Below are 14,178 nucleotides of genomic sequence, written 5' to 3' on the forward strand. Positions count from 1 at the left end.
ACCATGAACGCCACCAAACTGCTGATTATTATGCGCCATGCTGAGGCGGACTGGGGTCTTGACGACTTCAACCGCCCGCTGACCAAGCGCGGGCATGCTCAGGCACCGCAAGTAGGGCGCTGGTTGCTGGAGAAGGAGTACGTGCCCGAGATGATTGTTTCTTCGGCAGCTTTGCGTACCCGTCAGACAACAACATGGGTTTCTGAGGGGCTGGGGGAGAAAGCGCCGACCGCATCCTTGGATAAGAACCTGTATAACGCGCCCGCACGCAAGCTGGTGTCGGCTATCAATAGTGCCCCTGAGACGGTACAGGCGCTGATGCTGGTTGCTCACCTGCCGGGCGTGCAGGACGCCGCCCTGCAGCTGGCGCGCAGCGATTCGGACTACGATGCGCTGATGGACGCCTCCTACGGGTTCGCGCCCTCATCGGTGGCGGTCTTTGAAGTAACTGATGAGTGGGCAGCCCTCGACACAGCCTGCACCAAGATGATTGATTTCAAGACCTTCTAATGGTCTCTGTTCCGTGTGCTGGTAGAGCCTCCAGCATGAACAATCTTTACTGCTGAAAGATGAGCACCTAGAGCGGTTTCAAAAATATACCCCCATACTCCCTTTTGAGGAGTGAAAAAATGAAGCCCCGCAGTTCCCGTGGGAACTGCGGGGCTTTTCTTCGCATACGGTACTTTTCTTTTCGCCACCTGTGTAAAGTTCCCTCTTATTAACCTGCATTGCTAATCAGTTCCTGAAAATATGTTCTGAACACTTGTGCTTTAGAATGTTTTTGTCTAGTGTGAGACTTGCATGGGCATGTGTGGGGCGTCACCGACGAAGGCGATCAACCACTGTGCAATACATAAAGTATGTGAGTCATGCCTGAGTCGTAGGCAAACATAAGAGAAAAGAACGAAATGGCGTCTAAACTGCAAAAACAGAGGGTTGAGGGCCCTTTCCTCGACAGAATTGGCATTCCTGGTGTTCTCAAATGGGGGTTCCTGGGACTTCTTATATTTCAGACTGGTCTCGGTGTAGAAGCCAACTTTATTACTCCGCACCTGGTTGAAGTTCTTGGTAGTAAAGAAGCTACAGCTTCATACATCATTACCGCCTACTCGCTGGCGGCTCTTATAGCCAGTTACCTCTCAGGTGTGCTTTCTGACCTCATGGGTCCTAAGAAAGTCATGATTATTGGTTTCGCTTTGTGGGCTATCTTCCAGGTTTCCTTCCTTTTGTCATTGGGCACAGGAAATTATTGGCTAGTTGCTGTTACCTACTTCTTCCGTGGTCTGGCATACCCGCTGTTCTCCTTCTCCTTCCTTGTGTGGGTGAATATTACTGCGATGAAGTCTATGGCTGGCACTTCTGTGGGCTGGTTTTATGTAATGTTCACAGGTGGTCTTCCCACTATCGGTTCGTTGGTTGCTATTGCATCGATTTCTGTGTTCGGAGGCGGCACAGCAGGTGAGCATGGAGCGATGTGGGTAGCGCTTGCGCTGGCGACTGTTGGTGCTCTTATGGTTTTCTTGGGATGCCGCGCTGAAAACGGTAACAAGCGCATTGCCCCCGCACATGAGTCGACCTCAACCGTTTTACTTTCGGGTATTCGCTTGCTCTTCTCGAACTCAAAGGTTATGCAGGGTTTCTTAATTCGTTTGATTAACACTGCCCCCCAGTTTGGTATGTTCGTCATTCTCCCTGTTGTTATTGCTGATGAACTCGGTTGGGGTCAGTCGCGTTGGCTTTTGATGACCACCTTCATCTTTGCAGGCAATATTCTTTTCAACGCTTTCTTTGGCAATGTTGGAGACCGCATTGGCTGGGTTAACACCGTGCGTTGGTTTGGGGTTTTTGCATCGGCTATCGGTCTGTTGTTGTGGTGGTATGTTCCGCATATGGTCCCCGCTGGTTCCACCTGGGGCTACGTTGTTTCTGTGGTTGCCGGTGTTACCTTTGGTATCTGCTTGGCAGGTTTTGTTCCGATGGGAGCGATTATGCCTGCTAACGCCCCCGAGCACCGTGGTGCAGCAATGGCAATGTATACAACTGCTGCAGGTGGTGCTGCATTCTTGGGTACCTCGGTTGTTTCAATCGTGCTCAGCGTTACCGGTGCTTTGGGGTGGGATCCCTTCATGCAGAAGTCAGCTGTTATCTGGGCGTTTGTTGCCTTGTACGGTTGTGCGTTCATTATGGTAGGTAATCTGCGTACAGAGCAGGACGACCCTGTGAAGCGTCAGCAGATGCGTGATGCAGACACTGCGGCACTTGAGATCCTTGCAGCTAATAAGCAGCGCACCGATATTAGAGAAAGCTAAGAACGCATATTGATAAAAGCCCCTGAGCACCCTATGTGGGCATCTCAGGGGCTTTTCTCTGCACCTGGTGCGGTCTTAGCTATTGAGGTGGGTAAGTATATCTTTTGCGGTTGCTTCGTCTGTAACTAACTTTTTGAAGGTGCCTAGCTTGGTTGCAGCAATGATCGATTGGACTTTTTCTTTCCCTACAGCAATAGCGACGCTGTGAGGAATTGCTTGAAGCTGTTCCAATGGGATGCGAATCGTTCTGTCGCTTCCTGTGTAAGGGAGGTCATTACCTGCTTCATCAAAGAAGTGCAAACAAACATCACCTACTGCATCTGTTAGTTCCCCTTGAGGGATATCAGAGGCAATTGACGTTCGCCGGGTTGTAACAGCTCCGATTCCGACTAGGGCACCCTGTGCGTGTTTCCAGTGAGCGATTGTTTCTTGGAAGGAAGCATCTTCGTGAAGAGCTTTGTACATAAGTGGTGTAGGTATGACGCGGGCGAAAATAGGGAGATGTCGACTGCCGGTTTTCTGTGCCATTGTTCGAACGATTTCATTGGGCTGGTGCCACGGTTCTGGTTCGGATACACCGCCCACGGTGGGTATCAGGGTAACTCCTGTGAGCGGGGGTAGGTTCATGTGGGAGATTCCGTATATTGCTAATCCAGATGCTACGGCTAATGTGCTCCCGTGTGTAAGTTTCATATCTGCGATAGCGGTGAGTACGGCATTTTCCATGCCGGGACCCATGGTGGAGTCTTGAATTCCAGGAGAAAGGTAAACCTTGTGGAGGTTGAGTGCCTCGGCAAGCCGTTCGGCTAAGAGTTCATTAGACTTTGCGTCCGGGTGGATGACGTTGATCTGAACGATTCCCCGTTCCTTTGCCTGAGCTAACATGCGGCTTACTGTTGGGCGCGACACGTTGAGGCGTTGGGAAATCTCTGCCTGGCTGAGGTTCTCGGTGTAGTACATATTTGCAGCTGCAAATAGATGGTCTGAGTTGTAAAAATCTGTAGGGTTGGTGTCCATGGCGGCTCGCAAGGTGGTAGAAGGGTTTATCTTATGGATAATTCTAAGGGTTTTGTCATTCAAGCTCCGCACCGCTAAAAATTCTTAAGAACATTTGTGCTTGACATTTGTTCTCGGGGTGGCAGAATTGGTGTTGTATGCAACACACAGCAATCAAGGCTATAAAGGAGATCAGCGATGACCGCGACCCTACCCGAAACCATGCAAGCAGTTGTAGTGAAAGGTCCCGAGAACTACGTTCTTGAGACAGTGCCCGTACCGACTATTGGCGATACGGATCTGCTCATCAAAATCGACGCTGTCGGTATTTGCGCTTCTGACCTCAAATGCTACCACGGCGCACCCAAGTTCTGGGGTGATGAGAACCGTGCACAATGGGCAGAAAACGACCGCATCGCGGGTCACGAAATCGCCGGTACTATCGTTGCGGGTTCAGCTGAAACCCTGAAGAAGCACACTGACGGCAAACCTTACGAACTGAACATCGGTGACCGCATCGTCATCGAACAGATCGCTCCCTGTGGTGAATGTCGCTACTGTCAGCGTGGCGAGTACTGGATGTGCGGTCCCCACGATATGTTCGGTTTTAAGAACTGGGATGGCGGTATGGCTGAGTATATGCTTGTACCTTCTCTGGCACGCGTCCACAAAATTTCAAAGGACGTAGCACCCCAGCACGCAGCGTTCGCGGAACCTCTGTCCTGCGCCCTACACGCGGTCGAGCGCGCCAACATCAAGTTTGAGGATGTTGTTGTTATTGCAGGTGCCGGTCCTATCGGTCTGTCTGCGCTGATTGGCACCCGCCAGAAGAACCCGCTGAAGATTGTTGTTCTTGATATGGCGGAAGATAAGTTGGCTCTGGCAAAGAAGCTGGGCGCTGATGAGGTCATCAATATTAAAAAAGTTGACGCTGTCCAGAAGATTAAGGATATGACCGATGGCTACGGCGCAGATGTTTACATTGAGTGCACCGGGCATCCCTCAGCTGTTCCGCAGGGTTTGAACCTGCTACGTAAGCTCGGCACTTACGTTGAATACTCGGTCTTTGGCTCGGATGTCACCGTTGACTGGTCCATCATCTCCGATGACAAGGAACTTAACGTCTACGGTGCTCACCTAGGTCCGCACACCTGGCCTACTGCGGTAAAGATTATCGAATCCGGCATCTTGCCACTGGATGAAATCTGCACTCACCAGTTCCCGCTGGAAGAATTCCAAGCTGGCTTGGACACCGTGGGCGACTCACAGGGCGATTCCATCAAATGCACAATCGTTCCTGGACTAACCGAGACTGTCAACCAGCTCAAGAAGTAGTTTACAAGCGAAGAAATAGCATCACCGAGAAAGGCCAACGATGACCAAGCTCTACAACGATCCAGCAGAATTTGCCGACGACCAACTCGAAGGCTTTTTGGATTTGTACTCTGACCGTCTGGTAGGCGTCCCTGGTGGTGTTATCTCTCTTCCTCCCAAAGAACCTCAGGTCGCTGTGATTGTGGGGGGCGGCTCGGGTCACTATCCCGCTTTCGCGGGCCTGGTGGGGCCTGGCTTTGCATCCGGTGCTGTAGTGGGCAATATCTTCACCTCACCGTCAGCCGCTCACGTGTACTCAGTTGCTAAGGCGGCAGACCAAGGCAAGGGGGTCATCCTTACCTTCGGTAACTACCAGGGTGACAACATTAACTTTGGTATCGCCGCTAAGATGCTCAACGCTGAGGGTATCGACACCCGTATTGTGGTGGTCAAGGACGACATCGCGTCCGCACCCGAGTTCGACAAGCGTCGCGGTATCGCGGGTGACTTTACCGTTTTTAAAGCAATGGGCGCAGCGGCCGCTGCCGGTAAGTCTATTGACGAGGTCGAGCGCATCGGCAACCTTGCCAATGAAAACACCCGTACTCTGGGTGTAGCTTTCTCAGGCTGCACTATGCCCGGTGCGGATCAGCCACTTTTTACCGTTGCTGAAGGTCAGATGGGCGTTGGTCTTGGTATCCACGGTGAGCCTGGCATTCGTGATGAAGCTTGTGCCTCTGCAAAAGAGCTAGCAACCATGCTTGTCGATGCCGTTTTGGCGGATGCACCTCAGGGTGCGGGCAAGCGTATTGGTGTGATTGTCAATGGATTGGGCGTTACCAAATACGAAGAACTTTTCTTGCTCTACCGCACGATTGCGCCCCATTTGCGCGCAGTGGGTTACGAGATTATTGACCCCGAAGTTGGTGAACTCGTGACCTCTCTAGACATGGGCGGCGTATCGCTGACCGTCTTCTGGCTTGATGGTGAACTTGAAGAGACCTGGACAGCTCCAGCTTATGCTTGCGCCTACCGCAAGGACGCTAAGCAGCTTGAAAGCATTGAAAAGACTTACACCGCTAAGTCCGCAACCGTCGATGCAGAATCGATCATTGAGGCCTCTCCGGCAGCTGCAGCAATCGCCGCTAAGGTGCGAGAGGCTGCCTTAAGCGTCGCTAATCTGATGAAAGAACAGGAACACTACCTGGGTGAAATTGACGCAGTAGCGGGCGATGGCGACCACGGTCGCGGTATGGTGCGTGGTGCAGAAGCCGCCCTCGAAGCCATTCAGAATGCCCCCGATAGCGCCGGTCCCTCGCAGTTGCTTAAACTCGGCGGACGGGCTTGGGCAATGCTGGCAGGTGGAACCTCAGGTGTTTTGTGGGGAGCGTCCCTTGAAGCAGCGGCTAATACTCTGGCAGACGATGCTGAATCCTTTACTCGGGATCAGGCGGCTGCAGCAGTTCAGGCTTTCGCAGATTCAATGGTGACCCTGGGCGGAGCTCAGATTGGTGATAAGACCCTGCTCGATTCTCTTCTACCTTTCACCGAGGCTTTGCGTGATTCTGAGGCAAACCTTCCTGATGCTTGGGCTGAGGCTGCGAATCTAGCAATTCAGAAAGCAGAAGAAACATCAGCGCTTTCTCCCAAGAAGGGACGCGCTCGCCCGCTAGCCGAAAAATCCATTGGTAACCCAGACCCGGGTGCTATCTCCATGGCAATGATTTTGACTCACGTCGGCACATACTTCCGTTCCTAAAGACTGCCAAGGGTATTCCGGTAGCTCTACCGACCCATCGCTCACGAAATACACGTATGCCACAGGCATAGAAGAAAGGTTGATAAAGATGGCTGAAGACCTTCGACTCATTGTAGGTTGCGACGCCGCCGGTCTGACTTACAAGATCGCGATTAAAGAACAACTCGAAGCTGACTCACGCGTGGCATCCGTACTGGATATTGGAGTGGGCACTGGCGAACACACTCCCTACCCTTCTATAGCTATTGCGGCTGCCGAAAAAATTGCAGCTGGCGAAGCTGACCGCGCAATCCTGATTTGCGGTACCGGTCTTGGCGTAGCGATTTCTGCCAATAAGGTTAAGGGTATTCGCGCTGTTACCGCGCACGATTCTTTCTCCGTTGAACGTTCCATCCTGTCAAATAACGCACAGATTTTGTGCATGGGTGAGCGTGTAATAGGTAAGCATCTTGCCCTGCGTCTGGCTAATGAATGGATTAGCTACACCTTCGATGATTCCAGCGCTTCTGCTGACAAGGTCAAAGTGCTGACCGACTACGAGGGCTAATAAGCCCGAATTTTTCTACGTTTAGATAAACCTCAGATGCATTCACTGTTGTGGGTGCTCGTATATAGGAGATCCACTGTGAAACTGAACCAGTCAAACCTCGAAGCTATTAAAGAAGAAGCTTCCGCCAAGTTATCCGAAGGCTCAACCTTCTCGATTCCCACCTACGACCGTAAGAATCTGAAGCCATCTATCGTTCACTTCGGTGTGGGTGGCTTCCACCGCGCTCATCAGGCAATGTATCTTGATGAGCTGTTGAACAAGGGGGAGACCACCTTTGCTATTGCAGGTATGGGCGTTTTACCGCACGACGTAAAGATGCGCGATGTGCTCAAAGAACAGGACTACCTGTACACCTTGATCGCTCGTGATCCGCAGGGAAATGAGGACATCCGCGTTATTGGTTCAATCGTTGATTACGTGTGGACTCCTGAAGACCCTGCCGGTGCTGTTGAGTACCTAGCTCAGGAAAATATTAAGATCGTTTCGCTGACTGTGACCGAGGGCGGTTACAACTTCAACCAAGTCACTCACGAGTATGATCTGACCACTCCCGCAGTCGCTGAGGACCTCAAAGATCCCGAGAACCCCCGCACTACTTTCGGTTTGGTGGTTCAGGCGTTGAAGCTGCGCCGTGAGCGAGGTATAGCACCCTTTACCGTAATGAGCTGCGATAACATTCAGGCTAATGGTCACTTGGCATCAAAGATGTTTACTGCTCACGCTCGTGCGCTTGACCCCGAATTGGCGTCCTGGATTGAAGAGAACGTTCCTTTCCCCAACTCAATGGTTGACCGTATTACTCCCGCGACCACCGATGATGACCGCGCCTATGTTGCTAAGAAACTCGGCTATGAAGACGGTTGGCCCGTAGTCACCGAAGACTTCATTCAGTGGGTTCTGGAAGAGAACTTTGCAGACGAACGTCCTGCCTACGAGAAGGTGGGCGTGCAGGTAGTTGATGACGTTGAGCCTTATGAGAAGCTAAAACTTCGTATGCTCAACTCATCGCACCAGGGTCTGTGCTACTTTGGTCATTTGGCGGGTTACCACTACGTTGATGACGCGGTCAACAACCCGCTGATCGAGGAACTGCTCCTGCGTTATATGCGCGAAGAAGCAATGCCTACTCTGGATGAGCTGCCTGACACTAACGTCGATCAGTACGCTAAGACTCTGATAGAGCGCTTCACCAACGAGGCTATTAAAGACACCGTTCCCCGTTTGTGCGCTGAGTCCTCTGACCGCATTCCCAAGTGGCTGATGCCCGTTGTCTTCGACAACCTCAAGGACGGCGGCAAGGTTGAACTCTCCGCTGCCATCGTCGCGTCCTGGGCTCGTTATGCCGAGGGCACCGATGAAAAGGGCGAGGCAATCAACATCGTCGATAATGCTGAAAAGAAGGTTCGTGTCGCAGCTCAAGCTCAACTGAGCGATGACGAGCTTGCCTTCCTGTGCGATAAGGACTTCTTCGGTGATGTCGTCAACGACGAACACTTCACCAAGCCCTACCTTGAGACTCTGCGCTCACTACACAGAGTGGGCAGCATCAAGACATTGGAGAAAATCCTCGGCAAGTAATGTCCGTGCCCAGCCTTCTATGGTGTAGCGCATCTTGCTGGGCTCGAACATCCGCTGTCGAGTTCAGCCTTTTCTTTCCCGAGATATAAGGATTTAGTCATGACACAGTACGTTCTAGGGATCGATTCATCTACGCAGTCCTGCAAAGCGCTGCTTGTGAATGCTGAGACCGGTGAGGTCGTGGACGAGCGTCGTGCGTCTCACCCCGTTGGCACCGAAGTAGACCCCCGAGCCTGGGTAGAGGCACTTCATGACGTCACCCAAGACGTGCTGCCCAAAGCTGATGCAATCTCTATTGCCGGTCAGCAACATGGCATGGTCCTACTGGATGAAAACAATGAGGTAGTGCGTGATGCACTGCTATGGAACGATACGCGATCTGCTGGTGAAGCTGAAGAACTCACCGCCTTTTTGGGGGGCCCTCAGCGAGCTGCAGAGAAGGTGGGTAGCGTGCCGCTTGCCGCTTACACCGCAACCAAGTTGTTGTGGGTACGTAAAAACGAACCCGAAAATGCGGCGCGTGCTGCCAAGGTTGCTCTGCCCCACGATTACCTGACTATGCAGCTAAACACCGACAAAAAACTGTATACAGATCACGGTGAAGCATCAGGTACCGCCTACTACAACCCGACTGAGCGACAGTGGGACGCTCCGGTCGCATCCTGGGCTATTGGTCATAAAATCCAGTTGCCCGAGCTAGCAGAACCTGCGCAAGTAATTGGCAAAACCGAAAGTGGCGCGCTAATTGCACCGGGCACTGGCGATAATATGGGCGCGGCACTTGGCTTGGACCTGCAAGATGGAGATGCCGTAGTATCTATGGGCACTAGTGCTGTCGCTATGATGCTTTCAGACGTGCCTGCTGCCGATTACAAATACAATGTTTCTGGTTTTGCCGATGCCACCGGAAAGTATCTACTGCTTGCCTGCACTCTCAACGGCGCACCCGTCATGGACTTCGCCTGTACAACCTTGGGTGTAGACCATGACGAACTTGCTCAGATGGTACTGCATGCTGAATCCGGTGCTAAAGGCGCGGTGTTTATTCCATACATTACCGGTGAACGAACTCCTAACTTGCCAGAGGCACGTGCTCACTTGGGAAACATTGGCCCCGGTCTCGAACGCAAAGATATGGCACGCGCTATGGTTGAAGGCTTAGCGTGCTCTGTGCGCGAAGGATTAGAAAAAATTGTTGCGCAGCGCGGCGCTGAACCTGACCGCATCCTGCTCATTGGCGGCGGCGCAAAATCTAAAGCATTCCGTGAGGTTCTGGCGCAGGTGCTAGGAATTGACATTTATGTACCTGAACCTGCAGAGTTCGTTGCTTTGGGCGCTGCGCGTCAAGCAGCGTGGGCACTATCTGGTAAGCAGGCTCCCCCTACCTGGGGTAAAGCCGAAATGACCAAGATAAGTGCAGAGAAGCGCCCCTCGATTTATCGTAATTATATTTCTTATCGTAACGAGCTCTACCCTCAGGTGGCTTAGAGCCATCCAGCGTCTACTGCTGACCAAAACACCAGAGCTTTCACCCCCATATGTTCAAAGGAGAACTTCATGACTGATTTCTCAGGAAAAATCGCTATCGTCACGGGCGCAGCGTCCGGTATTGGGCTAGCAATCTCTACCTACCTCGCTGAGCGAGGCGCGGTTATCGCGGGAGTCGATCTTTCCAAGAGGGTTCGAGATATAGTGGCTGACCTGACCGGGCAAGGACATCTAGGTATTGTGACTAACCTCGCGAACGAGGGGGCCGCGGCCGCCGCTGTAGAAGAGGTAGAGCAGAAACTCGGTACTCCGCATATTCTGGTCAATTCAGCCGGAGTGGTGTTCTTGGACGCTGCCGAAAAGCTCTCTGCCGAAGACTGGAATAAAACTATTGCAGTCAACCTGACAGCTTCATTCTTCATGGCACAAGCTGCTGGTCAAGCAATGCTTAAAGCCGGTTATGGACGCATCATAAACATGGCATCCCAAGCATCTGTCATCGGACTAGACCAGCACGTTGCCTACTGTGCCTCCAAAGCCGGGGTTGTAGGTATGACGCAGGCACTATCACTGGAGTGGGCGCCCCGCGGAATCACCGTGAACGCTGTATCACCGACTGTCGTTGAGACTCCCTTGGGTAAGAAAGCATGGGCGGGGGAGAAAGGTGAGAAGGCAAAAGCTGCTATTCCAGTGGGTCGGTTTGCCCAGCCAGAGGAAATAGCAGCACTCGTCGGGTACCTAGCCTCAGAAGAAGCGGCGATGATAACCGGTTCGAATATGCTCATTGATGGAGGCTTTACTGCTCAGTAATATGAATTAGCATAGATATACTTTGAAGCCCCGCAGTTTCCACGGGAACTGCGGGGCTTCAAAGTGTTTTTGGCGTAACAGCGAGAACTTACGGTTGCATCGCACGTAGTTGATGTTGAATATCAGCTGTGACAGTGTACAGCTTGCGGTAGTGGGAGTAGAGTTCCTCATAAGCTGTAACGTGAGTTGGTTCGATGATGCGCTCTACTGGGTTCCATTCGTCTAGCGAATGGACAGCGCCTAGGGCTTGAGCCACCATAAAAGCATCACCGTAAGATGCCCCTACGGACTCGCGGCGAAGCTCTTGAGCGCGTCCAGTCACGTCGGAAACAATCTGAGGCCACAGATCAGAGGTGACCCCGCCACCGGCAGCTGCAATGGATTCAATCGATGCCCCGGCTTGTTCCATTACTTCAATATTGTGCCGCACGGCAAAAGCAGTCGCTTCAAGCAAGGAGCGGTAGATGTGACCGCGACCGTGTCTCAGGCTCAGCCCAATCATCACGCCGCGCGCATCGGGGTCTTGAAGAGGGGTGCGCTCACCGGCAAAGTAAGGCAGAGTAAGAAGCCCCTCAGAACCCGCAGGAACTTCTCGTGCAGCATCCACTAATGTGGCGTAATCGCGTTCACCGGAAATATTGCGGAACCAATCAGTTAAAGCCCCTGACGTAGCTAGACCGCCGGCAATGTTGTAAGTACCTTCCCGAGTGCCGGTGGTACCCCACATTGAAGCATGATGAATACGATCAGGTGAATTAGCCACCAAAAACAGGGTGGTACCGTACATCAAAAAGAGCTGGTTATTTTTAATGGCACCCACAGATTCTTGCTCAGCCCAGGCATCCACCGTACCGAATATAACTGGAATACCGGCGGTAAGCTCAGGCACCTCAGGGGTGGTCGTTGTTTCACCGCAGATATCGTGGCTCCACCCTAATCGGGGTAATACAGTACCGGGTGCTACTTTCTCAACCATGTGGCTGTCCCACTCGCGGGTGGCTGGGTCGTACAGTGGAGTACACTGGCTGGCGGAATGGCGGTCAAGCACGTATTCACCAGTGATGCGCTTAATGATCCATGAGGACGGCATGTAAAAGCGGGCGCCGGACGCGAATACATCGGGAAAACGCTGGGCGAACCACCTGAGCTTTGGTCCACCTGCTTGGGTGGTGAGCTGAGAATCGTAATTCTCTAGCAGGTAATCCTGCCCCCAGAGACTGGAGAGTTCCGCTATCTCGTCACGAGCACGGTAATCAATGCCGTAGAGAGCAGCTGGAGCTATCGGAACATCGTTGGCGTCCGTGACAGCGATGCACGGGCCCATGCCCGATACTCCGATGCCTTTTACGGTGACGTCATTGCGGGTAAGTAAAACACTGTAGAGAGCCTTGAATTCATCCCACCAGATATTCATATCCATCTCTACAAGCCCCGCCTTGCCGCGGGTGATGGAGTGTTCTTGAACCTGGGAATCAATGACAGCGCCCTTGCTGTCAACTAATACGGCTTTAGTGCTTGAAGTGCCAACATCTAAACCAAAATATACGGGAGTGCTCATAGTGCAATTCTAGTGATGCGAGCCGGAATACTAAGAGATTTGCTGGCGAATGCTTCCTAAAGGCGGGGTGAACGGCGTTATAAGGAAGCATATGCAAAAGCCCTGTCGCTTCTTTATCAGAAGTAACAGGGCTTTTGTTATTGGCGGAGACGGGGGGATTTGAACCCCCGGCCGAGTTTAACCCCGGCCCTTCATTAGCAGTGAAGTCCATTCGGCCGCTCTGGCACGTCTCCTCGCCGCATTGTTATTGAAAGCTTTCGTCAACTTATTGCTCAACCGCAACACAGCGTTACCCACAATACCGTATGAGGGTGAGTTGGTCAAAGTCGTTAGCTGCCAAGCTCAAAATAGCCCTGAAACACCGTGCTCAGTAGCGCCTGTCGATTACCTTCGATCCAAAAAGTGGAAAGTGAAGTATCGTGACTTATCAGCCGGCGCCGCAGTAGCAGCCCCGCAGGCTCAATTGAAGGTGAAAAGAAAGCACGCAACGCCCTCACGGTGGGCATTATTAGGTACCTTCGTCCGGGGTATTGTTCGTGGCTGCTGTGAATTTAAGAAATTAAACCAAAAGCCCCGCTTTTTGTAGGAAAAGCGGGGCTTTTTTGTGGCGGATGGTAAGGGATTTGAACCCTTGAGACGGGGTTGCCGCCTACTGGTTTTCAAGACCAGCTCCTTCGGCCGCTCGGACAACCATCCAAGTTAGGTGCTGAAAGCACTTGAAATAGTATTGCACAGTTGCTCTAGGGTTTGCAAAACAAACGGGGGTATCGTGGTTAAAGCCACGTTGGGTGTTGAACCTGAAGGAGAAGAGTTCTGTGAAAGCCGTTATCGAGAATGAGCACGGTGCGCCGGGCGTCCTTGAAGTAACTGAAACTGATAAGCCGCAGGTAGGGGCGGGGCAGGTGCTGGTTCGGATTGCTGCCGCAGGGCTTAATCGGGCGGATGTTGTGCAGCGCAAGGGGCATTATCCACCTCCTGCCGGTGAAAGCAAGATATACGGACTTGAAGCTGCCGGCGTCATTGAAGAAGTTGGTGCGGGCGTCCCCGCCAGCCGTGTGGGGCAAAAGGTCATGGTATTGCTAGCTTCGGGTGGTTACGCAGAATATGTGGCGGTGGACGCGCGTTGCGCCATCGATATTCCTGAGGGGCTGAGCTTGGTTGAAGCCGCCTGTCTGCCAGAGGTTGCTGCCACCGTGTATTCCAACCTGGTGATGGTTGCCGGTGTATCTACTGACCCGCGGGATAATGCGGGCAAGAGCGTTCTGATTCACGGTGGTTCTGGTGGCATTGGTGCTCATGCCATTCAGCTGTGCGTAGCCTTGGGACTGCGAGTTTTCTCGACCGCCGGAACGTCTGAAAAATGCGACTATATTGAGAGCCTGGGTGCTGAACCCATCAACTACCGCGAGCAGGACTTCGAGCAGGTGGTTGATGAGAAAACTGAGGGTGCAGGGGTCAACTTCATCTTCGATATGGTGGGTGGCGCTTACCTGTCTCAACACCTGCGCGCGCTGGCACTGGACGGCTCTATGGTGACCATCGCAGTGCAGGGTGGAAAAGTAGGGGAGTTCGACCTGTCACTTGCCATGAAAAAACGCCTTAATATTTACGGGCGCACCTTGCGTGCCCAAAGCCTTGATTATAAGGCGCGCGTCCTTGAAGGAGTAGAACAGTACGTGGTGCCCTTGGTTAAGGAAGGGAAAATCAGCCCGAACCTCCACAAAACATTCCTGTTTGGCGAGGTTGCGGCGGCGCACGAATATTTCGATTCTGGTCAGCACAGGGGCAAAGTTGTCTTGGTGATGGAGTGACCCGA

At 52.5% G+C, this 14,178-nt stretch carries 11 protein-coding genes and 2 tRNA genes; 9 read left to right on the forward strand and 4 right to left on the reverse strand.

Annotated elements, in window-relative coordinates; translation table 11 throughout:
- Positions 1-3 precede the first annotated feature (3 nt).
- Together JR346_RS01460 and JR346_RS01465 are read left to right on the forward strand one after the other, a co-directional pair.
- Positions 4-510: a histidine phosphatase family protein gene (locus JR346_RS01460; RefSeq protein ID WP_204877563.1), complete on the forward strand. Its 507-nt coding sequence runs from the start codon at positions 4-6 to the stop codon at positions 508-510.
- Between the two features lie 398 nt (positions 511-908).
- The gene (locus JR346_RS01465) at positions 909-2,309 is read left to right on the forward strand and encodes an RbtT/DalT/CsbX family MFS transporter (protein ID WP_205482652.1); all 1,401 of its coding nucleotides are present in this window, start codon (positions 909-911) and stop codon (positions 2,307-2,309) included.
- A gap of 75 nt (positions 2,310-2,384) precedes the next feature.
- On the opposite strand, the gene JR346_RS01470 is transcribed toward JR346_RS01465, so the two are convergent.
- Positions 2,385-3,389: a sugar-binding transcriptional regulator gene (locus tag JR346_RS01470; RefSeq protein ID WP_204877562.1), complete on the reverse strand. Its 1,005-nt coding sequence runs from the start codon at positions 3,387-3,389 to the stop codon at positions 2,385-2,387.
- Positions 3,390-3,503: 114 nt separating this feature from the next.
- On the opposite strand from JR346_RS01470, the gene JR346_RS01475 reads away from it, so the two are divergent.
- The 6 genes from JR346_RS01475 to JR346_RS01500 all read left to right on the forward strand — a co-directional run bounded on the left by JR346_RS01475 (position 3,504) and on the right by JR346_RS01500 (position 10,804).
- Positions 3,504-4,640, forward strand: a complete 1,137-nt coding sequence (locus tag JR346_RS01475) for a zinc-binding dehydrogenase (RefSeq protein ID WP_204877561.1) — start codon at positions 3,504-3,506, stop codon at positions 4,638-4,640.
- A 40-nt stretch (positions 4,641-4,680) separates the two neighbouring features.
- Complete coding sequence (locus JR346_RS01480; protein WP_204877560.1) at positions 4,681-6,378, forward strand: dihydroxyacetone kinase family protein; 1,698 nt, start codon at positions 4,681-4,683, stop codon at positions 6,376-6,378.
- Positions 6,379-6,466: 88 nt separating this feature from the next.
- Positions 6,467-6,925, forward strand: a complete 459-nt coding sequence (locus JR346_RS01485) for a ribose-5-phosphate isomerase (protein WP_204877559.1) — start codon at positions 6,467-6,469, stop codon at positions 6,923-6,925.
- Between the two features lie 78 nt (positions 6,926-7,003).
- Positions 7,004-8,506 carry a mannitol dehydrogenase family protein gene (locus JR346_RS01490; protein ID WP_370592520.1) on the forward strand — a complete coding sequence of 501 codons (1,503 nt, stop codon included), beginning with the start codon at positions 7,004-7,006 and terminating at the stop codon, positions 8,504-8,506.
- Positions 8,507-8,605: 99 nt separating this feature from the next.
- Complete coding sequence (xylB, locus tag JR346_RS01495; protein ID WP_204877557.1) at positions 8,606-9,994, forward strand: xylulokinase; 1,389 nt, start codon at positions 8,606-8,608, stop codon at positions 9,992-9,994.
- A gap of 69 nt (positions 9,995-10,063) precedes the next feature.
- Entirely contained in the window at positions 10,064-10,804 is a 741-nt protein-coding gene (locus tag JR346_RS01500; protein ID WP_204877556.1) for a GolD/DthD family dehydrogenase, read from the forward strand.
- A gap of 88 nt (positions 10,805-10,892) precedes the next feature.
- On the opposite strand, the gene JR346_RS01505 is transcribed toward JR346_RS01500, so the two are convergent.
- From JR346_RS01505 to JR346_RS01515, 3 genes are all read right to left on the reverse strand, one after another.
- Positions 10,893-12,362: an FGGY-family carbohydrate kinase gene (locus tag JR346_RS01505; protein ID WP_205482653.1), complete on the reverse strand. Its 1,470-nt coding sequence runs from the start codon at positions 12,360-12,362 to the stop codon at positions 10,893-10,895.
- A 141-nt stretch (positions 12,363-12,503) separates the two neighbouring features.
- Positions 12,504-12,595: transfer RNA gene (locus JR346_RS01510), tRNA-Ser, on the reverse strand.
- 372 nt (positions 12,596-12,967) lie between these two features.
- Positions 12,968-13,058: transfer RNA gene (locus JR346_RS01515), tRNA-Ser, on the reverse strand.
- A gap of 119 nt (positions 13,059-13,177) precedes the next feature.
- Between JR346_RS01515 and JR346_RS01520 the strand changes: the two genes are divergently transcribed.
- Complete coding sequence (locus JR346_RS01520; protein ID WP_205482654.1) at positions 13,178-14,173, forward strand: NAD(P)H-quinone oxidoreductase; 996 nt, start codon at positions 13,178-13,180, stop codon at positions 14,171-14,173.
- Positions 14,174-14,178 lie beyond the last annotated feature (5 nt).

This window comes from Rothia sp. ZJ932, from assembly GCF_016924835.1.
Taxonomy (GTDB): Bacteria; Actinomycetota; Actinomycetes; order Actinomycetales; family Micrococcaceae; genus Rothia.

What these genes read in the sequence shown, in the direction of transcription:
- JR346_RS01460 (WP_204877563.1), top strand. Translation starts at nt 4, where the DNA reads ATGAACGCCACCAAACTGCTGATTATTATGCGCCATGCTGAGGCGGAC.
- JR346_RS01465 (WP_205482652.1), top strand. Translation starts at nt 909, where the DNA reads ATGGCGTCTAAACTGCAAAAACAGAGGGTTGAGGGCCCTTTCCTCGAC.
- JR346_RS01475 (WP_204877561.1), top strand. Translation starts at nt 3,504, where the DNA reads ATGACCGCGACCCTACCCGAAACCATGCAAGCAGTTGTAGTGAAAGGT.
- JR346_RS01480 (WP_204877560.1), top strand. Translation starts at nt 4,681, where the DNA reads ATGACCAAGCTCTACAACGATCCAGCAGAATTTGCCGACGACCAACTC.
- JR346_RS01485 (WP_204877559.1), top strand. Translation starts at nt 6,467, where the DNA reads ATGGCTGAAGACCTTCGACTCATTGTAGGTTGCGACGCCGCCGGTCTG.
- xylB (WP_204877557.1), top strand. Translation starts at nt 8,606, where the DNA reads ATGACACAGTACGTTCTAGGGATCGATTCATCTACGCAGTCCTGCAAA.
- JR346_RS01500 (WP_204877556.1), top strand. Translation starts at nt 10,064, where the DNA reads ATGACTGATTTCTCAGGAAAAATCGCTATCGTCACGGGCGCAGCGTCC.
- JR346_RS01505 (WP_205482653.1), bottom strand. Translation starts at nt 12,362, where the DNA reads ATGAGCACTCCCGTATATTTTGGTTTAGATGTTGGCACTTCAAGCACT.